Source organism: Streptomyces sp. NPDC059582 (assembly GCF_042735715.1).
In the GTDB taxonomy this organism is placed as follows: Bacteria; Actinomycetota; Actinomycetes; order Streptomycetales; family Streptomycetaceae; genus Streptomyces.
Genome location: NZ_JBHWCC010000035.1, coordinates 1 through 22587 on the forward strand (window position 1 = coordinate 1; position 22587 = coordinate 22587).

19 protein-coding genes are annotated in these 22587 nt (G+C 71.7%); 6 read left to right on the plus strand and 13 right to left on the minus strand.

Translation table 11 applies throughout. From position 1 onward, the window contains the following. The first annotated feature begins 100 nt into the window (after window positions 1-100). On the plus strand, window positions 101-1279 hold the full coding sequence (locus tag ACFV0T_RS26780; RefSeq protein WP_385784087.1) for a HupE/UreJ family protein: 1179 nt from the start codon (window positions 101-103) through the stop codon (window positions 1277-1279). Here ACFV0T_RS26780 and ACFV0T_RS26785 read toward each other — a convergent pair. Together ACFV0T_RS26785 and ACFV0T_RS26790 are read right to left on the minus strand one after the other, a co-directional pair. After that, a complete protein-coding gene (locus ACFV0T_RS26785) occupies window positions 1269-1952 on the minus strand; it encodes an alpha/beta fold hydrolase (RefSeq protein WP_385784090.1) in 684 nt (227 codons plus the stop codon). The genes ACFV0T_RS26780 and ACFV0T_RS26785 overlap by 11 nt on opposite strands. Window positions 1953-2087: 135 nt before the next feature. Then, on the minus strand, window positions 2088-3440 hold the full coding sequence (locus tag ACFV0T_RS26790; RefSeq protein WP_385784093.1) for a penicillin-binding transpeptidase domain-containing protein: 1353 nt from the start codon (window positions 3438-3440) through the stop codon (window positions 2088-2090). A gap of 135 nt (window positions 3441-3575) precedes the next feature. On the opposite strand from ACFV0T_RS26790, the gene ACFV0T_RS26795 reads away from it, so the two are divergent. Next, window positions 3576-4289: a hypothetical protein gene (locus ACFV0T_RS26795; RefSeq protein ID WP_385784096.1), complete on the plus strand. Its 714-nt coding sequence runs from the start codon at window positions 3576-3578 to the stop codon at window positions 4287-4289. Between the two features lie 59 nt (window positions 4290-4348). Here ACFV0T_RS26795 and ACFV0T_RS26800 read toward each other — a convergent pair whose 3' ends face one another. From ACFV0T_RS26800 to ACFV0T_RS26825, 6 genes are all read right to left on the minus strand, one after another. Then, window positions 4349-7171, minus strand: coding sequence for a SpoIIE family protein phosphatase (locus tag ACFV0T_RS26800; protein WP_385784099.1), 2823 nt, complete (start codon window positions 7169-7171; stop codon window positions 4349-4351). 142 nt (window positions 7172-7313) lie between these two features. Next, window positions 7314-7514 (minus strand): hypothetical protein, encoded by a 201-nt coding sequence (locus ACFV0T_RS26805; protein WP_385784101.1) that lies wholly within the window; start codon window positions 7512-7514, stop codon window positions 7314-7316. After that, complete coding sequence (locus tag ACFV0T_RS26810; protein WP_385784104.1) at window positions 7511-8137, minus strand: NAD(P)H-binding protein; 627 nt, start codon at window positions 8135-8137, stop codon at window positions 7511-7513. Before ACFV0T_RS26810 ends, ACFV0T_RS26805 begins: the two co-directional genes overlap by 4 nt. Window positions 8138-8455: 318 nt before the next feature. Beyond that, window positions 8456-8809, minus strand: coding sequence for a hypothetical protein (locus ACFV0T_RS26815; protein WP_385784107.1), 354 nt, complete (start codon window positions 8807-8809; stop codon window positions 8456-8458). Between the two features lie 230 nt (window positions 8810-9039). After that, window positions 9040-10650, minus strand: a complete 1611-nt coding sequence (locus ACFV0T_RS26820) for a beta-N-acetylhexosaminidase (RefSeq protein WP_385784109.1) — start codon at window positions 10648-10650, stop codon at window positions 9040-9042. Window positions 10651-10823: 173 nt separating this feature from the next. Continuing rightward, entirely contained in the window at window positions 10824-11708 is an 885-nt protein-coding gene (locus ACFV0T_RS26825; RefSeq protein WP_385784112.1) for a helix-turn-helix transcriptional regulator, read from the minus strand. A gap of 89 nt (window positions 11709-11797) precedes the next feature. On the opposite strand from ACFV0T_RS26825, the gene ACFV0T_RS26830 reads away from it, so the two are divergent. The 3 genes from ACFV0T_RS26830 to nhaA all read left to right on the plus strand — a co-directional run bounded on the left by ACFV0T_RS26830 (window position 11798) and on the right by nhaA (window position 15070). Continuing rightward, entirely contained in the window at window positions 11798-12496 is a 699-nt protein-coding gene (locus ACFV0T_RS26830; protein ID WP_385784115.1) for an SDR family NAD(P)-dependent oxidoreductase, read from the plus strand. A 22-nt stretch (window positions 12497-12518) separates the two neighbouring features. Further along, on the plus strand, window positions 12519-12830 hold the full coding sequence (locus ACFV0T_RS26835) for a hypothetical protein (RefSeq protein WP_385784118.1): 312 nt from the start codon (window positions 12519-12521) through the stop codon (window positions 12828-12830). Window positions 12831-13174: 344 nt separating this feature from the next. Then, entirely contained in the window at window positions 13175-15070 is a 1896-nt protein-coding gene (gene nhaA / locus ACFV0T_RS26840; protein WP_385784121.1) for a Na+/H+ antiporter NhaA, read from the plus strand. 180 nt (window positions 15071-15250) lie between these two features. On the opposite strand, the gene ACFV0T_RS26845 is transcribed toward nhaA, so the two are convergent. Next, complete coding sequence (locus ACFV0T_RS26845) at window positions 15251-15949, minus strand: SDR family oxidoreductase (RefSeq protein ID WP_385784123.1); 699 nt, start codon at window positions 15947-15949, stop codon at window positions 15251-15253. Window positions 15950-16129: 180 nt separating this feature from the next. On the opposite strand from ACFV0T_RS26845, the gene ACFV0T_RS26850 reads away from it, so the two are divergent. After that, window positions 16130-16876 carry a hypothetical protein gene (locus ACFV0T_RS26850; protein ID WP_385784126.1) on the plus strand — a complete coding sequence of 249 codons (747 nt, stop codon included), beginning with the start codon at window positions 16130-16132 and terminating at the stop codon, window positions 16874-16876. Between the two features lie 136 nt (window positions 16877-17012). Here the strand turns inward: ACFV0T_RS26850 and ACFV0T_RS26855 are convergent, their stop codons facing one another. The 4 genes from ACFV0T_RS26855 to ACFV0T_RS26870 form a co-directional block, all read right to left on the minus strand. Further along, window positions 17013-17366 (minus strand): hypothetical protein, encoded by a 354-nt coding sequence (locus ACFV0T_RS26855; protein ID WP_385784128.1) that lies wholly within the window; start codon window positions 17364-17366, stop codon window positions 17013-17015. Window positions 17367-18095: 729 nt separating this feature from the next. Further along, window positions 18096-19526, minus strand: a complete 1431-nt coding sequence (locus ACFV0T_RS26860) for an MFS transporter (RefSeq protein ID WP_385784301.1) — start codon at window positions 19524-19526, stop codon at window positions 18096-18098. Between the two features lie 110 nt (window positions 19527-19636). Continuing rightward, a complete protein-coding gene (locus ACFV0T_RS26865) occupies window positions 19637-20467 on the minus strand; it encodes a class I SAM-dependent methyltransferase (protein ID WP_385784131.1) in 831 nt (276 codons plus the stop codon). Window positions 20468-20545: 78 nt separating this feature from the next. Next, window positions 20546-22462 (minus strand): glycoside hydrolase family 5 protein, encoded by a 1917-nt coding sequence (locus ACFV0T_RS26870; RefSeq protein ID WP_385784134.1) that lies wholly within the window; start codon window positions 22460-22462, stop codon window positions 20546-20548. Between the last annotated feature and the right edge of the window lie 125 nt (window positions 22463-22587).

Sequence of the window (22587 nt, forward strand, 5' to 3'; positions counted from 1 at the left end):
GACCCGACCGGTCCCGGGCGGCGGGCCGTGCCCTCCGTCCCCGCCCTGATCACGGCACCTGTCACGGTGGTGATCGTCAGACAGGAGAACCGAGCCCGCCATGCGTCACTCCGCCCCCGCGCCCACTCCCCCGTTCCGGCCCGGCCGGCTGCGTGGCGCCCTGCTCACCGTCCTCGCCGCCCTGGCCGCGGTGTTCGGCGCCGCCCTGTCCGAGGCGGCCCCGGCCGCCGCGCACGACGCCACGTCCAACGCCTACGTCGAGGTCACCGGCAGCTCGGCCCGCCCCGTGGCCACCCTCGACCTCGAGTACGACCTTTTGATGAAGTCGGCCTGGCTGTACGCCGAGGCGTACGACGCGAAGGGCCGCGCCGAGCAGCTGCGACAGCTCCGGCTCAACGCGGACGCGGTGTCCGAGTACACCACCCGGCACTTCGCCGTCGTGCGCGACGACACGGCCTGCGCCGCCCGCACCGAGGGCGACGCGGACGTCCGCACCCGAGGCAAGCGCCCCTACGCCGTGATCACCCTCGCCTACACCTGCCCGGCCGGCGCCGGCGGACCGGTCACCGTCAGCAGTGCGCTGTTCCCCGGTGTGGAGAACTTCGTCCACGACACGAAGACGATCGTGCACTACGACATCGACGGTCAGCGGGGCTCCCAGATCCTCACCCCCGCCGACCCCTCCGTGACCGCCGTCGCGGCGACCGGCCAGGAGACCCACCAGGTCCGGGAGTTCTTCCTGCTGGGCACCGAACACCTGCTGTTCGGCCTGGACCACATCCTCTTCCTGCTGTCGTTGCTGATCGGCGCACGAGGCCTGCGCGACATCGTGCTCACCGCGACCACGTTCACCGCGGCGCACAGCATCACGTTCCTGCTGGCCGCGTGCGGTGTCGTCGAGGTGCCCGGTGCGGTCGTCGAACCGGTGATCGCCGCGTCCATCGCCGTCGTCGCGGTCGCGGGCTTCCTGCTGCGCGACCGCGAGGACAACGCGCGCTGGCGACTGCCCACCGTCTTCGTGTTCGGGCTCGTCCACGGCCTGGGCTTCGCGGGATCACTGGGCATCCACGAAAGCTGGTCCGGGGAACTGCTGCTGTCGCTGCTCAGCTTCAACGTCGGTATCGAAGCGGTGCAGTTGGGAATCATCGCCGTGGTGTTCCCGCTGCTGCTCGTGCTGCGTCGGTCACCGGTGCACCGGTGGGTGCTGCCGGCGCTGACGCTGCCCATCGTCCTCGTCAGCCTCTACTGGCTCTGGGACCGGGTGGCCGTCAGCGCCTGAGCCCCGTCGGCCGGTGAGCGGCGGCTCGGGGAAGAGCAGCCGGAGCCTTCGGACCCTTCTGTTCTCCCGGAACATGAGCCAGACGAGGGTCGGCGGGCGCGGGTCGACGGCGTCGGGGGGATTGGGGCTCCGAGATGCAGGTCGCCCGCAGGGAGTCCTGGAGCAGGGCCCAGCGCCGCGCGTCGGACCAGTAGTCTGCGACATACGCCGGCACGATCGCTCGGGCCACCGCCATCATGGCCTCGTCGTCCGAGATGGCCGGGATCGCGCCGAACGCCTGCAGCACGGCGGGCAGTTCCGGATGACCGGCGTGCCGGGCGGCGAACTCCCGCACCGCCCGCATCGCCTCCGCCGCGTGCTCGGGCCCGGTGACCGGCGCGCTGTCGTACAGGACCATCCCCGCGAGTCGGTCGGGACGGTGCAGCGCGTGGTACTGGGCGACGAAGCCGCCGTGCGAGTGGCCCAGCACATGCACCCGGGACACCGGGAGGTGGTCGATCAGCGCGGCCAGATGCCGGCTGTAGCGCGCCCTGGTGTACCCGTGGGGATGGGTGGCGAGCCGGTCCGAGCCGCCGGTTCCGACCGGCTCCAGGTACATCATGGTCAGGAACCTCTCCAGCGCCGGTGCGCGCAGGTACTCCCACGCGATGCCGGGTCCGCCCGGGTGCGCCACGCACACCGGTCCGGTGCCGTGGACGTGGTAGCGCAGGGGGTGATCGCATGCCGGGCCGGACCTGGGGCCGCGCCCTGGCGCGCCGGGTCGGCCGCCGTGACGAGCGCTGTGGCGAGCGCCGACGGCGCGCGGCTGTCAGGACACGGTCGCGAGGATCCGTTCGGCGACCCGGGCCGCCTCGTCACCTTCTCCCGCGGGTGAGGCGAGAGCCCCGACGCGGACGGCCACGGCGATCCGTCGTCCGGCGCCGCGATCCGTGTACCCGATGAACCACGCGCCGGCCGAGCCGCCCCGACCGTCCGTGGTCTCCCCCGCCTGTCCGCTGATCCCGGTGTCCGTCGCGGAATCGAGGACCGACCGCAGCGCGTCCGCGGTGCGGCGGGAGATCACCTGCCCCGCAGGGCCGGCAGCGGCCCCGGGCTGCCGGGTACCGCCGTCGGACTTCGTCACGCGTGACACCAACGACGGGTTCACCAGCCGCCCCCCGTTGACGACCGACGCCGCAACCCGCGCCATCTCCAGGGGGGTTGCCGCGACCTCTCCCGCGCCGATCCCCGTCAGAGCCGTCTGGGAGGCCGTCGAGCCGGCCGCGGGGTAGGTGCTCTCTGAGACCCGCAGGGGCACCGTCAACGCGTCGTCGTTGAAGCCGAACTCCTCTGCCATGGTGCGGACTTGGTCCGCGCCGAGGTCGGCGGCCATCTTGGTGAACACGTTGTCGCAGGAGCGGCGCAGGGCCACCCTGATCGATGCGTTCGCGCACTGCGGGGACGCGCCCGTCACCCGCGTCCGGGTGAGGGGAAGCACGTAGGTGAGTGGGCTGCTCGTGGCCTCGTCCACGGTCGGGTAGAGCCCCTGCTCCAGGGCGGCAGCCGCGACGACGACAGCGAAGGTGGCGCCCGGGGCGTCGGCCTGCCGCAGCGCCCGGTCGAGCAGGGGCGCATCCGCGTCGCCGTTGGCCGTCTTCCACGCCCGCACGTCCTCGGGCCCCCGTCCACTGAACGCCGCCGGGTCGTACGAGGGCGTGCTGACCACCGCGAGGAGTTTCCCCGACTCCGCGTCCAGGGCCACGGCCGCGCCCTGCCGATCGCCCAGCGCGTCGAACGCGGCCTTCTGGGCGGCCGGGTCGATCGTCGTCACGACGTCACCCGATGCGCCGCCGGCGGCCAGGACGTCGTCGTACAGGGCCTCCAGTCCGGTACGGCCGTACAGCATCGACCGGTATCCGGTGACCGGCGCGTAGAGGCTTCCGGCGGAATAGGTGCGCCGGTACGGAATCCTGGTGTCGCCCGTGGCCTTCGATCCCGTGACGGCCTTCCCGCCGACGAGGATGTCACCCAGGCCGCGGTGCGCCGACGACGGGGACCGCGACCCGGTCGACGGCTTGTCGGCGGAGTCGGGGTGCGAGTCCTCGCCACATCCGGTCGCCAGAACGGCCAGCGCGGCGAGAACGCCCGAGACCCGAAGTGCCCCTGTGATGGTCGCGTGCATGGCGGACAGCCTAGACAACACGGCGCAGTCCGCCGGGCGATGCGCGCTTTCCGGCCCATTCCCCTCTCTTTCGCGCCCCGTTCGTGCCAGGGTTTACGCAGTGCGCCTCGGGTGGGGGCGGGGGTGGGGGGACTCATGGACGAATTCCTGCAAGGCGTCCCCCAGCCCGATGACTTGTGGAAGTTCGTCCTCAACGCCCTCTTCGGTCCGGGCATCGCACTCGCCGCCTACCTCCTCTACGTGCTCGTGACCGCGTGGTTGGGCACCATCAGGTCCACTGTCGCGCTCGCGCGCTGGCTGGGCGGCGTGGCACGTGACGCGCGCGTCCGGCTGGTGGAGATGTCCGCGACGCAGATCACCGCGGCGCTGGGCCTGTCGGCTCTGTTGGCACTCGTGCTGTGCGGCTGGCTCGTCGGCGTGCTCGTCATCGGCAACCTGATCTCCTTCGCCTACCGGCAGTCCGGACACGACTTCCTGGAGCTGCAGACGCGAGACGCGGCCTCGCTCGTCGACTGGTTGCAGTGGAACACGTTCACCAAGGCCTACCTCATCGCGGCGCTGGCCGTGCTGCTGATCGCCGTCGTCAGCCGTGGGGCTCCGAACGTGCGCTTCCTGGCCTTCCTGATCGGCATTCCGACGATGCCCTGGGGCTTCTCGATCGCCGTGCTCACGGTGTTCGAGATCATCCTGGGATGCTTCGCCTGGCTGGCGACGGGGACCTACTCGGCCGGGGAGGGGTTCGCCTGGCACCTGGTCTTCGCCGCGATCATCGCCGCGTACCTCGGCACAAGTGTCCTGGCCCTCCGCGCCGGCCGGGCCCTGGGCCGTCTGTGGCTCGCCCGCGAGTGACCTCGGGCGGGTGGCGACCGCGGGGCGGCGCGGCGGGAACCGCACCCGGCCGGCCCCGGTCACAGGGTGTCGTCGTCGCTCCACTGATCCAGCAGGGCGTCGGTCGTGTCATCGCCGGGTTCCGTGGCGGTCTCGTCGTGAAGGGCCTGCTCGGTCCAGATGACCTTGCCGCGGGGGGTGTAACGGGTCCCCCAGCGCTGCGCGAACCGGGCCACGAGGTACAGCCCGCGCCCTCCCTCGTCGGTGGCCGCGGCGCGCCGCAGATGGGGCGATGTGCTGCTGGCGTCGGAGACCTCGCAGATCAGGGTCCGGTCGTACAGCAGTCGGACGGTGATCGGCGCGGCGCCGTAGCGGACGGCGTTGGTGGCCAGCTCGGAGAGGATCAGCTCGGTGGCGAAGGCGATGTCGTCCAGGCCCCAGTCCCGCAGCCGCCGCCCGCAGGCGGCGCGGACCGGTGCCACCGCCGCCGGGTCGGGGGCGAGCTGCCAGCGGGCGATCCGGTCCGGCTCCATCAGTCGGGTACGGGCCACCAGCACGGCGACATCGTCCCGGGGTACGGCGGGCAGGACGGCGTCACAGACGGCTCGGCAGGTCTGCTCCGGATCCCGCTCCGGATGACCGGCCAGCGCGTCGCGCAGGAGGGCGAGGCCGACGTCGATGTCCCGGCCGCGCTCCTCGATCAGCCCGTCGGTGTACAGGACCAGCCGGCTGCCCTCGGCCAGTCGCAGCTCGGCCGTCTCGAAGGGCTCCGCGCCGCCCAGGCCCAGCGGCGGGGAGGCGGGCACCTCGGGGAAGTGCACCGTGCCGTCGGGGCGGACCAGGACCAGCCCCGGATGCCCGGCCCGGGCCGCGGTGACCCGTCCGGAGGTGGGGTCGTAGACGGCGTACAGGCAGGTGGTTCCGGTGACACTACGGCCGTCGTCCCCGCCCGCCTCCTCGGTGTCGATGCGGGTGACGAGTTCGTCCAGGTGGGCCATGAGGTCGTCGGGAGCCAGGTCGAGGGCCGAGAAGTTGTGCACGGCGGTACGCAGCCTGCCCATGGTGGCCGCGGCGTGCAGACCGTGTCCGACGACGTCCCCGACCACCAGCGCCACGCGCGCGCCGGGCAGCGGGATGACGTCGAACCAGTCGCCGCCCACGTCGTCGGACTCGGCGGGCAGATACCGGTGGGCGACCTCCACGGCACTGGGGGTGGGCAGGGACGTGGGCAGCAGGCTGCGCTGCAACGTCACGGCCATCGCGTGCTCGCGGGTGTAGCGGCGGGCGTTGTCGATGGCCACCGCGGCCCGTGTGGCCATCTCCTCGGCCAGGTCGAGATCGTCGTCCTCGAAGGGTTCGGGCTTCTCGGAACGCCAGAAGCTCGCCACGCCCAGGATCGCGCCCCGGGCGCGCAACGGGACCGTGATGAGTGAGTGGATGCCGTGTTCGACGACCCTGCGCATACGCTCGGGGTCCCGGGGTCCGAAGCCGGGGATGTACCCGGGCATGGGGGCGACGCGCAGGTCGGGATCGATCACCCCGCGCCCCGCTGTCAGGTGCGCCGTCCGGGACGCCGGTGGCGCGAACGCGACGCGTTCACCCACCCGGATGAGCGGAGCGTCCTCGCGGACCCCGGCGGCGGCGACGCGGCGGAGCTGGCGCTCCGTACCGTTCGGTTCGTCGCCGCGCAGCACTGCCTCGGCGAGGTCTACGGTCGCGTAGTCGGAGAACTGCGGCACCGCCGCTTCGGCCAGTTCCTCGGCCGTCCGGGTCACGTCCAGGGTAGTGCCGATGCCGATACCCGCGTCGTAGAGCACTCTCAGGCGTTCGCGCGCCTCCTCCGCGCGGCCGGACAGCACCCTCAGCTCCGTCGAGTCGCGCAGGGTCACGACGCTGCCGGAGGCGCCGCCGTACCGGTCCAGGGGCCGCTGGTTCACCGCCAGGACCCGGTCCCCGGCCAGATGCACCTCGTCGGTCGCCTCGCGTCCCGAGGCCAGCAGCTCGGCGATCGACGGCGCGAGGTCCAGCTCGTCCACCCGGCGGCCCTGCGTGTCCGTCGTCAGCTCGAGCAGCCGCCGCGCCTCCTCGTTGACCAGCAGCAGCCGGCGGTCGGCGTCGAGGATGACGACGCCCTCCCTGGCGGCCCGCAGGACCGCGTCGTGATGTTTGTAGAGTCGGGTGATCTCGGTCGGCCCGAGGCCATGGGTCTGGCGCAGCAGACGTCTGCCGACCAGCACCGCGCCGATCGTGCTGACGGCCACGGCGGCGGCCGTGACGCCCAGCAGGACCGGCAGCTGTCGCACGGCGTCGGCGCTGATGCTCGTCACCCGCACGCCGACGGCGACTCCACCGATCACGGAACCGTCGGTGTCCTTGACGGGGATGAAGGTGCGGATCGCGGTGGAGGAACCGCCCTCCTGCCACCCCGTGATCGTGCGCCCGGTGCGCAACGCCTCCAGGTCCTCCTTGTAGGGGATGCGCAGGCCGATCAGGCTCGGATCCGGGTGTGAGTACCTGATCCCGTCCTTGCCGACCATGACGACGAAGTCGAGATCCGCGGCCTTCCTGACCGCTTCGGCCTGCGGCTGCAGCACCGCCGCCGGATCGGGCGACTTCAGGCCCGCCACGATGCCCGGGGCGCGGACGATCCCCTCCGCGACGGCGAAGGAGCGGTCGGTCGCGGAGCGGGTGGCCTCACGCTGGACCGTCAGTACCAGCAGGACCACGGCCACGACGGCCAGCAGCAGCACCATCGCCACCTGGAGCACGAACATCTGGCCGACCACGCTGCGTACGCTCAGGAGCGACCGCAGGCCGCGCCGGTCGCGCTGCTGACCGCCGGTGGCCTCATCCGAGTGCTGAGCGCCGACCGGGGCCCGCGGTCGGCGAGGCAATCGCACCATTCACCCTTTTTACCCTCTTTTGCGATATTGCTCGCCGGATCGCGTCTATGTCGCCTCGGCAGGGAGGTGCGCTCGGGCCGCGCGAAGGAGAGCCACGTCCTCGGCCCGAACCCGGGCAAGGACGACCACGTGGCCGTACCCGTCAGACCGCGCCCCTGGATCCCAGGACGTCGGCGACAACCTCGGCCGGCGACGTGGGCGGCCGACCGAGGACCTTGCGCAGGTCGTCGGTCTGCCGTTCCAGTGCGCCCGCGCGCACCTGCTCCTCCAGCCGGCCCTGCGCGCCCGCCACCCGTTCGCGTCGCTCGGCGACGTCGACGCGACGGCCGGAGATCCGGCTCACGGCGTCGGCCAGGTCGGCGAAGGTCCACCGGTCTCCGGTGAAGTCGTAGGCGCGGCCGATGTGTTCGGCGCCAGTGAGCACGGCGACGGCGGCCACCGCCAGATCGCGGCGCAGTGCCGTGTCGATGCCGCGGCCCCCAGTCCCGTCCGGCCGTCGGCCGCTGCGACTCGCAGACCCGGGTGGCCGAACGCCTCGGTGTAGAAGGGATGGCGCAGCACGGTGTGCGGCAGGCCGGCGTCCCACAGTGCCCCTTCGGTCAGGCGATGGGCCGCGGGCGCGCCGTCGCTTCGGACGTCCGCTCCGAGGAAGCTCGTGCAGACGACCCGACCGACGCCCGCGTCACGGGCCGCGTCGAGAGCCGTACGGTGCTGCCGCACGCGCCGCTCGACATCCAGTTCCGGGGACGAGACGAGAAGGACACGGTCGGCGCCCTCGAAGGCACGGCACATCGTCTCCGCACGGTCGTAGTCACCCAGCCGGAGGTCGAACCCGCCGGCCGCGAGATCCCCGGCCCCGTCGGGACGGCGCACCGGCGCCACGATGTGCTCACCGGGCAGACGGCGCCGCAGCCCGGCCAGGACCTCGCGCCCGAAGGCACCGGAAGCGGCGGTCACGACGATCATCGAGTATCCCCTCAAGTGCCTGCGCCAGTGGTCCGACGACGCCGGACGGGCACACTGTCGAGGACCGGGTCGCCGCCGTCAAAGCGTTGACGGGGCTGGAGCGACACACTCGCCGCTGCCGCGCACGGGCCGTTCGACGGCGTCGCACGCACGCTCTTCGCCGGCTGGCGGGCGTACGCGCCGGCCCACGGAGCCCCGCGCCGACTGTGGCTGTCCCTCGTCGCCCGAGTGACCTTCGGTTTCGCGTAGTCGGCGCCCTGGCGGCGAACGTGACGCACCGGCCTCGCGGACATCGGGGCGGCGCCCGTGGATCCGCCGTCAGGTCGGCGGGATCGCGGACGCGAGCAGACCGCGCAGGCGGCGGATCTCGGCGACCAGGCGAGGGATGTCCTCACGGGCGCCGGCGATGAACCGGGCGTTCTCGTCCCAGCGTTCGTCCGCGACGTCGGCGTAGCGAGGCTGCTGGACGAGGGTGGCGGCCACGATCTGGCGGTGGTCGAAGTCCGGCCATCGTTCGCCGTGTCCGGTGTCGGGGACGGTGCTGATGGCGACGAGGCTCATGGCGAAGTCGTCGTCGAGCTGCCGGACGTACCAGGGACCGGGCGTCGCGGCCGCGGCGAGCTCCTCGATCCCGGCGAGTTCCTCGTCCGTCGGTCCGTCGGGTGAGCGCATCGGACGGTCAACTCCTCACAGGTGACCAGCGCCCGGAGCGTGCGGCGAGATCCGTCCACGAGCTGACCGGCCGTCCGGTGGGCCATGCCCCCGCTTCGCGGCCGGAGGCCGACCGGCCACGGGGGCTGTGGAACGCAGCTTTCCACAGCCCCCGTGCAGTCGCGACGGACGCCCCTCTCTCCCTCGACTGCCGGGGCTCCTCGGCAGCGCGGGTTCCCCTGCTCCCTCGGCTACGCGGAGGGCCAGGGGACCTGTGGTGAGCGGTAGTAGGTGATTCCCAGCGCGTCCCACCGGGGTGCCTGTGCCGCGAGTCGGACCTTGTACGTGTCCCAGTCGTGGGTCGCGGCCGAGGACCAGCCCAGTTCGGCGACGCCCGGCAGGCGCGGGAAGGCCATCACGTCGATGTCGGCGTCGCTGACGATGGTCTCGGTCCACAGAGGCGCTTCGACACCTCTGACGGCCGAGGCCGGTGCCCCGGCGAGGTAGTGGGCGGGATCCCAGTCGTAGGCCCGCCGGACCTCAACCAGACCGGCCCAGTCCTGCCCGAGCGGGGTGTCGGCGGTGTACTTCATGTCGAGGTAGATCCGGTCGGCGGGCGAGAGGATCAGGCCGGTCCCGTTCTGCGCGGCCCGGGCGACCTGTGCCTTCTCGGCGGCGTCGGTGTCGTCGAGCCCCCAGTACTGGGCCACGGCGCCCTTCACGGGCGTCGCCCCCGTCAGCTGGTGCCAACCGATCACCGTCTTGCCGTACTTGGCGACGATCGGCTGCACCCGGTCCACGAACTTCACGTAGTCCTCGTGACTCGTGGAGTGCGCCTCGTCGCCGCCGATGTGGAGATACCTGCCCGGGGTGATCGCGGCGAGCTCGCGGATCACGTCGTCCACGAAGCCGTAGGTGGCTTCCTTCCCGACGCACAGCGAGCTGAAGCCGACATCGGTGCCGGTGTACAGCGGGGGCGCGACTCCGTCGCAGTTCAGTTCGGCGTACGAGGCGAGCGCCGCGTTGGTGTGGCCCGGCATGTCGATCTCCGGGACGACCTCCAGGTAGCGCGAGGCCGCGTACCGGACGATCTCCTTGTACTGCGCCTTGCTGTAGTAACCGCCCGCTCCGCCGCCGACCGACGTCGAGCCGCCGTAGGTCGTCAGACGCGGCCACGAGTCGACGGCGATGCGCCAGCCCTGGTCGTCGGAGAGGTGCAGGTGCAGTTTGTTGACCTTGTACAGCGCCAGGTTGTCGATGTAGCGCTTGACCTGGTCCACGGTGAAGAAGTGGCGGGAGACGTCGAGCATGGCGCCGCGATAGGCATAGCGCGGTGCGTCCTTGACGGTGCCGCCCGCGACCAGCCAGGGCCCGGGCTGCACGGTCTGCTTCTCGACGGCGGCCGGCAGGAGCTGGCGCAGGGTCTGCACACCGTGGAAGAGCCCGGCGGACGCCCTGGCCGTGATGGTGACGCCGTGTCGGCCGCTGTCGAGGCGGTACCCCTCGTCGCCGAGGCTCTTGTCGCGGGAGCCGAGCCGCAGCCGGATGGTCTCGCCCCCGGCGCGCGAGCTGACCGGCAGCCGGTACCCGGTCGACGGTCGCAGGATCCCGGCCAGGTACGCACCGATCCGCTCGGAGCCGCGATCCACCTGGATACGCGTCCCGGAGGTGATCCGGAACGGGGAGCCGTCCGGGGCCACCGAGGCCGGAGCCGGGACCACCCGGCCGAGCGGGGTCGGACTGTTCACCGCCGCTGACGGAGCCGCCCCGCCTGCCGGCGCGGCCCCGCTGACGGATATGCCGGCAGCGGCGACCAGCAACAGCGAACCGAACAGCCGGGTCGTTCTGTGACGCTGTCTCACTAGCGGTCCCTCCCGCGAGATGTGACGGACCTTCCCTATGGGACCGGCTGGACTCCCGCCGCGTCAATAGGTATAGACCATCCCTCTCGGTGGGTCGCCCTCAGTAGGCCGCCTCGGTGGCCACCCTCAGTGGCCCAGCCGCTGCGACTTCCCCGACGAGCCCTTCGGGTGACTCAACTCCGGCCCACTCGGCCGTCCGGCGCCTCCGACGACGCCATGGCGAGCTTCAGCCTGGCCTCGTCCACGCTGCCGGGCGCCGCGGTCAGGACCACGATCTTCAGGTCGGAATCACCGTCCGTCAGGACATCGCAGTCCACTTCCACGAGCCCGACCCCGGGATGCTCGATCGTCTTGCGGTCCTCGCGGTGTGCGGCCACCGTGCCGCTCGCCCACAGCCGGGCGAAGGTCGGACTGCCTTCGGTGAGCACCCGGATCAGCTCCGCCAGACGCGTGTCGTGGGGATGGCGACCGGAGGCGCGGCGCAGGTCGGACACGATGGCACGGTCGGACTCCTCGCTGTTGTGCACGTGCACCGGCCACGAGGCGATGCGCGCCTGGTCGGAACCGACCGGGAATCTCTCTCGCGCGAAGTTGCGCAGTTCCGGGGGCGAGGTGGACGGGTCGCCGACCAGCGCGGCCCAGCCGTGGTTCCACCAGATCAGCTGCCAGTCCGCGGCGAACACGGCGACCGCGACATCCCCGAGCCGGTTCAGCACGCGGTGCACGCCCGGCGGGATGCGATCGGGGATCGGGGTGTCATCCGGGGCGACCAGTCCGGCCAGGCGGTGGAGGTGGTCGCGTTCGGCGGCGCTCAGGCCCAGGGCGCGCGCGAGGGAGGCGACGACCTGGGCCGACGGAGCCGTGGCCCGTCCTTGCTCCAGGCGCACGACGTAGTCCACCGACACACCGGCGCGTTCGGCGAGTTCCTCGCGGCGCAGCCCGACGGCGCGGCGCGGGCGGCCGGACGACAGTCCCACCGTCGACGGGGACAGCCGCTCCCGCCAGGCCCGGATCGTCGCGCCCAGTCCGGCCCCCTCCAGCGTCACCATGTCGTCCATCCTGCCGCATCGCTCCAGAGGGTGGTATCGCCGTTCCTACGGTCGGAGCGTCCCTGGCAGAGGACCGGTGCGGTGGGGACCATCGACGCATGACCACCACGTTCATCACCGGAGCCAACAAGGGTCTCGGCCACGAGGCCGCCCGCCGCCTCATCGGACTCGGTCACACCGTGATCATGGGAGCCCGCGATCCCCGGCTGGGTGCCGCGGCCGCCGCCGCGCTGGGCGCGCGCTTCGTCCGTATCGACGTCACCGACGACGCGTCCGTCGCCGCCGCGGCCGCGGACGTCGCCGCACACGAAGGCGTGATCGACGTCCTGGTCAACAACGCCGGCGTGTCCGGTCCGCACGGCGATCCCGCCGAGCTGACCGGCGCGGACGCCCTCGGGGTCTTCGACGTCAACCTGTTCGGCGTGGTCCGGACGACCACCGCGTTCCTCCCGCTGCTGCGCCGCTCACCGGACCCCGTCATCGTCAACGTCAGCAGCGGCATGGGGTCGCTCACCCTCACCCACGATCCGTCGCGGGTCGAGTCCACCGTCGTCGCACCGCTCTACACCGCCTCGAAGGCGGCCCTCACCATGCTGACGACCCAGTACGCCAAGGGGCTGACGGACATTCGCGTCAACGCCGCCGACCCCGGCTACACGGCAACGGACCTCAACGGCCACAGCGGCCCCCAGTCCGTCACCGAGGGCACCGACGCGATCGTCGCGCTGGCGACCGAGGGGCCCGGCTCCGGCTCGGGCCGCTTCATCGACCGCGCCGGACCGATCGACCTGTCCTGAACCTGGACATGCTCCCCTGCCCATGAGCGCCATAGGTCTCTGGAGACAAGCACGTCGGGCGGACAGACCGGCCGCCGTCATCGTCGGGGAGGGCAACCTGCTGCTGTGCGGCGTGCTCTTCCTGATGATGATCGGCGGGATACTCGCCTTCCAGGCCACCACTCCGGCGGAGGAGTTCGCGGCCCGGCGTCTCGCTGGCCAGATCTTCGGCTGCCGGCTCGCGGGCGGGCTGATGCTGTTCTCCCTGCTGGGCATGGTGCGGGCCCTGTTCACCCATCTGGCCACGATGGCTCCGCCCGCCGCGCTGATCCTGGTCCTGGCGCTCCTGTGGTGACGTAGGTTCCTGCGCTGACGTACATGTCATGGGAGCGGCCTTGCGTCCCTGTGGGAGCGTGCGTGCGTGCCTGTGGAAGCGGGCGTACGTGCCTGTGGGAGCGGGCGTACATGCCTGTGAGGGCTGGCGTTCATGCCTGCGGGAGCGGCCGTACGTACTTGTGGTGACGTAAGGCGAACGCGTATTCGACTTCGAATGGCCTCCCCCCTCCCGGGCGGCTACCTTGATCGGTGAATCACCGGTTTCGAGACGATCAAGGATGTCGCGATGCGTCCCCTTCGCATCCACGCCGGGTCCCGACCGCGTCGATCCGGCCGCAGGCACGCGAGTGGGAGGAACAGAAGATGAGCATGCCGCCGCCGGCGCCCCGGATGAACGGGCAGACCGAGTGCGGCCCGTCCCTGCACACCCCCCTGCGCGACTTCCTCCGGACGGAGACCGGCAGCGCCTCCGTCCTGCTCACGGCCGCGCTCCTCGCGCTGGCCTGGGCGAACATCGCTCCCGGCGCCTACGAGGCGTTCTGGGAGACGGAGCTCTCCGTCCACCTGGGCACGAGCGGGTTGTCGCTGGGTCTGCGCGAGTGGGTGAACAGCGGCCTGATGACCCTGTTCTTTCTCGTCGTGGGGCTGGAGGCACGACGCGAATTCGACATGGGGGAACTGCGCGAGCGCAGAAGGGTCACCCTGCCGGTGATCGCCGGACTGGCCGGCATGCTCGTTCCGGTCCTCATCTACCTGGCGCTCACCGCGGGGAGCCCCGCCGCGCACGGCTGGGGCGTGGCCATGTCGACCGACACGGCCTTCGCGCTCGGGATGCTGGCGCTGCTCGGCGGACGACTGCCCGCGGGGCTGCGGGTCTTCATCCTCACCGTCTCCGTGGTCGACGACTTCGTGGCCCTGGTCGTCATCGCCGTCGCCTACAGCGGCCCCATCGACTGGCCCTTCCTGGGCACGGCTCTCGCCCTGTTCGCCGTCATCTTCGTGCTGCGGGCCGCGGGTGTCCGGCGGGGCTTGGTGTACACAGTGATGGGCCTCGCGACCTGGGTGGCCGTACAGGTGTCCGGCGTCGACCCCGTCGTCGTCGGACTGGCCATGGGTCTGCTGACCTACGCGTACCCGGCCAGCCGCAGCGACCTGGAGCGGGCCAGCGGGCTGTTCCGGCTGTTCCGCGAGCAGCCGACGCCCGAGCTGGAACGGTCCGTGCGACTCGGTCTCGCCTCGGCGCTCTCGCCGAACGAGCGGCTCCAGCGGATGTTGCACCCGTGGACCAGCTATGTGATCGTGCCGCTGTTCGCCCTCGCCAACGCCGGGATCACCATCAAGGGCGGTCAGTTGGCCGACGCGTTCACCTCCCCGATCACCCTGGGCATCCTGCTCGGCTACGTACTGGGCAAGCCCGTCGGCATCTTCAGTGCCTCGTGGCTGGTCACACGGCTCAGCCGCGGGCGCCTGCGGCCGCCGGTGGGCTGGGGCGCGATCACCGCCGGAGGGGCCATCGCGGGGGTCGGCTTCACCGTCTCCCTGCTGATCGCGACCCTCGCCTTCTCCGGAGAACAGCTCACCCAGGCCAAGGTCGGCGTGCTGAGCGCGGTCGTCTGCGCCTTCGCCATGACCTGGCTGGTCACCTGGGTCGTCGGGCACCTCCCGGGGCAGGCGCGCACCCGCGCCCTGCTCGGCACCGGGGAGAGCATCGTCGACCTGGTCCCACCGGTCGACACCCACCGCGACCATGTCCGAGGCCCGCAGGACGCGCCGGTCACGGTCGTGGAGTTCGCCGACTTCGAATGCCCCTTCTGCGGTCAGGCGGAACCCATCATCCGTGAGCTGCTCGCCGACTTCGGCGACGTCCGCTACGTCTGGCGCCATCTCCCGCTCGACGACGTGCACCCGCACGCCCGCCTCGCCGCCGAGGCGGCCGAGGCGGCCGCCGAACAGGGCGCCTTCTGGGAGATGCACGATCTGCTGCTCGAGCATCAGGGCGAGCTCCGAGCACCCGACCTGGTTCGTTACGCCCAGCGGCTCGGCCTCGACACGGACCGCTTCCACAAGACGATGCGCACGCACGCGGCCGCCGCACGGGTCTCCGAGGACGTCGAGTCCGCCGATCTGAGCGGGGTCTCGGGGACGCCGACCTTCTTCGTCAACGGGCGCCGCCACCATGGTGCGTACGACATCGAGAGCCTCACGTCCGCCGTGCACGCGGCGAAGGAGCGGGCCCGGCTGGACAGCCCGGCCCGCTGAGCACCGCGTGCACCGGCCCCCCCGAGCGGGTCGAGCACGGAAGGTCGTCTCACCGGTCGGGACAGTGGCCGACCGGGGTGGTCCGATCGACGGGACAGTGGCCGACCGGGGTGGTTCGAACGACGGGACAGTGGCCGACCGAGGTGGTTCGAACGACGGGACAGTGGCCGACCGAGGTGGTCACCGATCGGCGTACAGGGTCTCCAGGTCACCCGAGAGCGCGGCGCGCACCTGGCGGGTGCGCTCGTCGACCAGCACCTCGGGTTCGTCGGCGAGCAGCGCCGCCATGGTCATCTCGGCCACGTCGGCCGCGAGGATCTTGGGCGAGTCGATGCCCGCCGTCAGATCGGTGTCGACGTAGCCGGCGTGCACACCGACCACCAACGTGCCCTGCTCGCGCAGCGCCAGCCGAAAGGCGTTCGTCAGTGACCACTGGGCGGACTTGGAGGCCGCGTAGCTCGGGAGCGCCCTGTTGGCCACCCACGAGGCCACGGAGAGCATGGTGACGAGCGCTCCGCCACCGTTGGCGGCCAGTACGGGCGCGAACGCCCGCGAGACGGCCCAGGTGCCGAAATAGTTCACCTCCATCTCGCGCCTGGCACCGTCGAACGACCCTTCGAGGAGGGACGGACCGCCGACGACCCCGGCGTTGTTGATGACGATGCTGACATCACCGGCGGCGGCCGCGGCCGCCGCGACCTGCTCCTCGTCGGTGACGTCCAGGCGCAGCGCGACGAGCCCCGGGTCCCGGACGGTCTCCGGATCCCGGACACCGGCGTACACCTTGACGGCGCCGTGATCGAGCAGCGCCTGCGCGAAGGCCAGCCCGATGCCGCGGTTGGCACCGGTGACCAAGGCAGTCGAACCCCTGATGTCCATGATCCTCCTCCTTGCGAACGGGTGTGCGGGACGCCCTTCCCCACATGTGGCCCTGGTCAGTGGTCGATCCCCCCGTCGCCCCGGGCAGCCGTGGGGCACCCGCCGCCCGCCTGCTCGACGGGGTGGTGCCCGGCTCTACGATCACCCGGACACACACGGGCACGGTCGAAGGAGAGCGTCATGATTTCCGAGCCTGAGATGGTGGGGGAGTTCGGCGCGATGGAAGTCCGCGAGGTGGTGGGCGACCTCGATCGGGAACCGCTCTACCGGCACCGACCTGGAAGGCCGTGGCTGTGGGCGCTCAGCGGGGTGGTGACCGCATCGGCCCTCTGGGCGGCCGCGGTCTTCGTCTACGGACTGGGCGAACAGACGCCGGACGCCCGCGGGTACCGGCTCGCGCAGGATCTCTGTCCGTCCGTGCAACTGGCATCGATAGGGGCGGCGATCTCGCCGAGGGATTCCGCCGGCATGAACGATTCGGGGCTGGTGAGACACCCTGCCCTCGACCAGGTCCAGTGCTTCATACCCCTTCGGTCGCGGCCCGGGACCGAGCGGTCCGGGAACGGGTCGTTCCTCGACTACACGGTGGGCATCACGGTGGCACTCCACAAGGAGACCGACCCCGGGGCCGAGTTCGAGGCGCGGCTACGGGTGAGCGACCTCGGCGTCGTACCGGAAGAAAACGTCGAAGCCCTTCCGCGCCTCGGCGACAAGGCGTACCTGATCACCCGGGACCTCGGGAACGTGGAGCTGCGAGTCCTGGACGGTGGAGTGGTGCTGTCACTGAGCCTCTCCGCCTACCGCTACTACGACAGCGAAGACTCCGCCGCCGAGGCCGGTGACGGGCAGGACGTCCCCGACGTGACCCCGTACGAGCAGGCCATGATCAAGGACATGCGTGCTCTGATGGCCGACCTCAGGCAGTGAGGACGAACCTCACCACCCCCGACGGACGACATAAGAGGGTCGGTTCGGGGCTCTGGGCCCCAAACCGACCCCAGGTGCGACTCACTGACGGAGTCGCCTGAATTCCGTCACCCCTGTCGGGGATCAGGCGCTACGGTCACCGACCGCCGCCACCGCCGCCGCCGCCGTGACCGCCGCCACCGCCGCCGCCGTGACCGCCACCGCCGCCGCCGTGACCGCCACCGCCGCCGCCATGGCCGCCGCCGCCGTGGCCGCCGCCACCGTGGTCGCCGCCGCCGTAGCCGCCGCCGCCGTGGTTGCCGCCCCCGCCGTAGCCGTAATCGTCATCGTCCCAGTTGGATCCTCCACGGTCGTGGTTGTAGCTGCTGTAGCTGTAGTCGTGAGACGGACTCGCAGAAGCGGTGCCCGCTGCGCCGATCGCGGCACCACCAGCCATCAGCAGGCCGGCGGCGGACATCGCGAAGACGCGCCTCGCGCGTTGTGATCGCATGGGAAAGTACCTCTCATCGTCTCTCGCGGCACCAAACGGATGCGCGAGGCGGACGGCGCCACCGCAAACGGAAAGGCATACAGCGGCGTCTTGGCTCACCCACGACGCGCTCGGACGTACGCCCCTGACGGCCGAATTTCCTCAGGCCCAGGCGCAAGGTCTCGCGGATGGACGCTGACCGGGTTCCGCGTGGTCGTGGAACCTAGTCGACCGGCGTACCGCGCGTCGCGGCTTTCACACGAAAAGCCTAATCCCGCACCCGCCACTCGTCACCTTGGGCGACAAAATGGTATAAAAGCGCACGTCAGAGGGTCCGTGAGCGCACCGGGCGGCGGCATCCGGAGCATCTCGCCGACCGCGGCTCGACCTGTCGTACGCACGGTCCGCCGCCGCTGCACACGGTCCGCCGCGGCTCCGCGCGCGGGGTCCTCCGCGCCGGACGGTGATGAACTGGCCACTTTCGCAACGGAGTTGCCTTCCGCCATGCGTCCCTCCCGGCAGCCGTGCGGCGGTGCCGTGGCGGCAGCGGACCGGACGGCCGCCCCGGGCGGGCGGGCGGAGCGGGCGGACGGAGCGGGCGGAGCGGGCTGAGCGGGCTGAGCGGGCTGAGCGGGCTGAGCGGGCCGCGCAGATCGGCCGGCAGGGGACTCGGCTCTCGTCGGCGGCTACGGTGACCTCCCCCGGTGTGACGCCGCGAGCGCGCGACGTCCGGCGGCCGGATCGACCGCCCTACGCCTCCTCGCGCCTCGTCGGCACGCAGAGCCCCGCGCACCCTGCGGAGATCAGGTAGGCGAGCGCGCCGACGGCCATGCTGGTACGCAAACCGGTGCCGTAGTCGGTTCCGGTGGCGAGCAGGCTGCCTCCCAGTGCCACGCCGGTGGCGCTGCCGATCTGGCGGGCGGTGTTGAACAGGGCGGAGGCGGCTCCCGAGTACTCCGGCGGCGCCGCGCCCATCACGGTGGCGGTCGCACCGGTCAGGGCGAAGGAGGTGCCGAACCCCGCGGCCATCATCGGAACCACCAGCAGCCAGTAGTCGGGCTCTGCTCCCGCCGCGGCCCAGCCCGCCAGCCCCAGCGCGGCCACCAGCATGCCCAGGACCACCAGCGGACGGTCGCCGGTGCGGCGGGTCAGCCGCCCCGACAGCACCGAGGCGAACATGGTCATCGCCACCGCCGGGAACAGCGCCACCCCGGTCTTCAGCGCGCTGAAGCCACGCTGGTGCTGGAAGTCGAGACTGGCGGTGAACACCATGCCGTAGAAGCCGAAGTTGAACAGCAAACCGATGAGGGCTGTGCCGCTCATCGCGCGAGAGCGCAGCAGGCGCAGCGGAAGGACCGGGGAGCGCGCCAGCCGCTCGCGCACCGCGAACCCGGCGGCTGCCAGCGCGGCCAGGCCCAGTCCGGCGAGAACGGCCGGATCCGACCAGCCGCGCCGCCCGGCCTCGTTCAGCGCGCTGGTCAGCAGGGCCACCGCCGCCACGATCGCGCACTGCGCCGGCCAGTCCAGCGTCCGGGCGCCGCGCCGGGGCGAGGGCGTCACATGGCGCAGGGTCAGCAGCAGGCAGAGCGCCCCGACCGGAAGGTTGACGAGGAAGACCCATCGCCAGCCCACCGTGGAGACCAGCACTCCGCCCAGCAACGGCCCGGCGGAAGCCGCGACCCCCGCCATCGAGCCCCACAGCCCGAATGCCCGCGACCGTTCGGCCGGCGTCGGGTAGGTCTGCTGGAGCAGGGCCAGGGAGCCGGGCACGATCAGCGCCGCCCCGAGCCCTTCCACCAAACGGGCCACCACCAGGAACGCGGTACTCGGGGCGAACGCGCACGCGGCCGATGACACGGTGAACACCAGTACGCCCCAGCAGAAGACCCGGCGGTTGCCCAGCCGGTCGCCCAGCACTCCCCCGGTCATCAGCAAGCCCGCGAAGACCATGGTGTAGCCGTCCGTGATCCACTGGATGCCCGTGAGCGAGGCGGACAGTTCGCGGCCCATCACCGGCACGGCGACGTTGATGACCGTCACGTCCAGGATCACCATGAAATACCCGGCGCACACCGCCAGCAGCGGCGCCAGGGACCGTCGCCGCCCGGAGTCCGCCGTCGGCTCAGGAGGGGGCGCCTTCCCGTCTCCGGCCGACTCGGCGAACGCCACGACCAGCTCCATCCCATCCACGGAGGATCCACGCAGAAGGTCACCATAGTGAACACATGTCACCAGGTCGGGGCGCCGGGCCGGTTCACGTCGCCCGAGGGCGGCAGGAGATCCGGTACGGGCTACACCACGGGCTTCCAGCCCCACCCGGTCAGCATCCCGGGAGACAGTCCGGCGTACGTCGGAGAATCCAGCCGGCGCACGGCCTCGTCGATCGCGGCGTCGTCCACCAGGCCCGTCGCCACCATCGCGGCACGTGACCTGTCCCAGGTCCGGGCCCAGAACCGGCTGATGGGACTGCCCGGCGTCAGGGGCGGCACATGGATCTCGGCGGCCACGGAGTCCAGCCCGGCGGCCAGCATGAGCTCGGGAAGACGCGGTACCCACGAGACGTCGGTGCCGATCGACGCACGCAGCCCCCGCCACATCGCCCGCATGGCCAGGGTGTACGGCGAGTCGGGAGCATCGTCGCCGGTCAGGTCGACCGTGTCGCTCAGCACGAGGACGCCCCCCGGCTTGAGCAGCCCGGCGAGCCGCTCGACCATCGCGGCGGGGGACGGCAGGTGCATCAGCACGAACCTGGCGTGCACGAGATCGAAGAGACCCTGCTCGATGCGGTCGGAGGTCACATTCGCCTCGACCGCGGTCAGCCCCGCGACGGGCTCGCCCGTGAGGAAGCGGATGTCCCGGTCCACCGCCACGACCTCGGTGACGCGCGCTTCCCGCAGCAGTGAGCGCGCCACCGTGCCGGTTCCGGCGCCCACGTCGAGGCAGCGCCAGCCGGGGCCGGCCCCCAGCTGCCGCAGCCGCGCGATCGTCGTGGCGTCGTACACGAGCGCGCCGAGGTCGATCCGTTCCGCCTCGCCCTCGTCCTGCGGGCGGAACAGGTGCTCACCGTAATGTCCGGGGCTCACGGACCCCTGAGGGATCCGTGAGCCTGATTCACGTGCCATTCGGCCATTGTCGGGGCGGGGCTCAGCCTCGGCCAGGGGAAGCCGATCCGGCACCGCCACCCGGCCGAGGCACGCCCGTCAGGACAGGCGGCGGCAGAGCAGCGCCGCGGGTCCCGCGGTGCTGCCCACCCGTGTGGTGAACGCGATCCCGGCGGCGTACTCGTCGTCCGCGCACTGGCCCTTGTAGTCCCCGTGGGCGAAGTCCCCACCGGAGGCACCGGCGGGCCGGTTGTCGGACCGGTCGAACCACACGGTCCGGCCCGTGACACCCAGGGAGGTGCGGGCCGGGGCGCACAGGGCCGCCGACACACGGCCGGCGCGGCGGCTGTAGCCGATCAGGAAGGAGCCGGAGGGGCACTGGAACTTGGTGTAGCCCGAGGCCCAGTCGCCGCCCTGCGGGACGTTGCGTTCGTCGGTGACGACCGTCTGGGTGCTGGTCGCGGCGCGGAGGTCACCCGCGGTGACGTCGGTGCACAGTCCCCGGCCCGCCGTGTGGCCGAGGCCGATCAGCCGGGACCCGTCGGGGCAGGCGGCCTTGGAGGCGCCCTGGTCCCAGTCTCCGCCGGCCCGTACCCGCAGCGACTGGACGTAGTCGCCGTGGTCGGTGGCGAGCATGTGCCAGGTGGGCACCGCGGCGACGGACCCGGTGCGGGTCGGGTAGGTCATGAGGCGGGTCCATCCGGCGTTGCGCCAGTCGGTCTGGTCGAGGAGACCGTGCCTGTGGCCGTCGGTGTCATAGCGCAGCAGGGCCCAGTCGTCGTGGCCCTCCCATCCGACCAGTGGCCAGTACGCGAAGTCCACGTCGTGGTCTGCGAAGTAGTCGGTCACGTTGCCGAACCAGGTGCGGGCCGCGCCGCCGGTCTCGTTGGCTCCGATGCCGAACTCGCTGATCCACAGGGGTGCGGTGAAGTGCCGGCCGGCCTCCTCGGAGACGAAGAAGGCCTCGTCGTAGAGGGCTTGGTGGAGTTCGTCGAGGGTGAGGTCCTGGTAGCGGGCGTCGTGGGTCTCGCCGATGCCGGTCGCACCGCTGTGCCGTGGTCCCGTGTAACCGTAGAAGTGTGCCGAATACACCAGCTTGTCGGAGGCCACGAGGGTGTGCGAGAGCGTACGTGCCGGGGTGAGTGCGGGTCGGCCGTGCGGGAGGCCGTCGACGGGCAGACCGGTCCAGTTGATCCCCTCGATGACGATGAGCAGGTCGGGGTTGGCCTCGGTGAGGATACGGTCGGCGGCGAGTTGGGCGGCCGCGTACCAGTCGTGGGCGTCGCCCGCGCCCCAGTTGGGATCGTCCAGGATGTCCCGGCGTACCTCGTTGTAGAGGTCGGCGCCCACCACGCGGGGGTCGGAGGCGTAGCGGCGGGCCATGAAGACCCAGTCGTCGGCCCAGCGTCGAGTGTCCTGGCCGCTGTTCCACCGCTCGTTGCCGTCGATGCCGCAGCACCAGCGGGAAGTGTTGGTGTGGTTGTTGAGGACGACCGCGAAACCGTCCTGGGTGAGAGCGGCCACCACGGAGTCGAAGATCTGCAACGGCGTCCTGCCGCGCAACTGCGGATTGGCCACGACCGCGGCGTCCGGCACGGCGGCGGTGGTGTGGATCATCTCGTTGGAGAAGGGCAGCCGGATGCTGTTGATGCCGAGTGCGTGGAAATCGGCGAGCAGTCCGGTCAGGGGAACTCGGTCCAGGCCGAGGGGTATGCCGTAGGAGTTCTGGCCGGCGTGATGGCCGGCGGGATCGGTGATGTCGCCACTGCCCGTCCAGGATCCCTGCGCGCCGTCCCAGTTGGCCGACTTCAGCCGGAAGCGGTTTCCGGCCGCGTCGACGATGTACCGGCCCCGCGTCGAAAGGGGCGGCTGCCAGGCGGCTGCCGCCGCGGCGGCGGTCCGTGCGGTGGGGCCCTCGGCTCCCGGGGCGGCGGCGACCGCCCCCGGAGCCGTGGCCAGCAGGAGCACGGCCGACGCCACTCCTGTCAGGTACTGGACAATTCTGTTGTTCGGCATGGGTCCTCTGCGTGCGAGCGGTGGTGCGCGGGTGGGGGGTGGCGCGGCCGGCGGTCGGTGCGGTGCGCGGCGCCGCTCGGCGGTCTCCCGCGGGGCGGTCCGGCACGGCCGTCCGCGGACGGCGC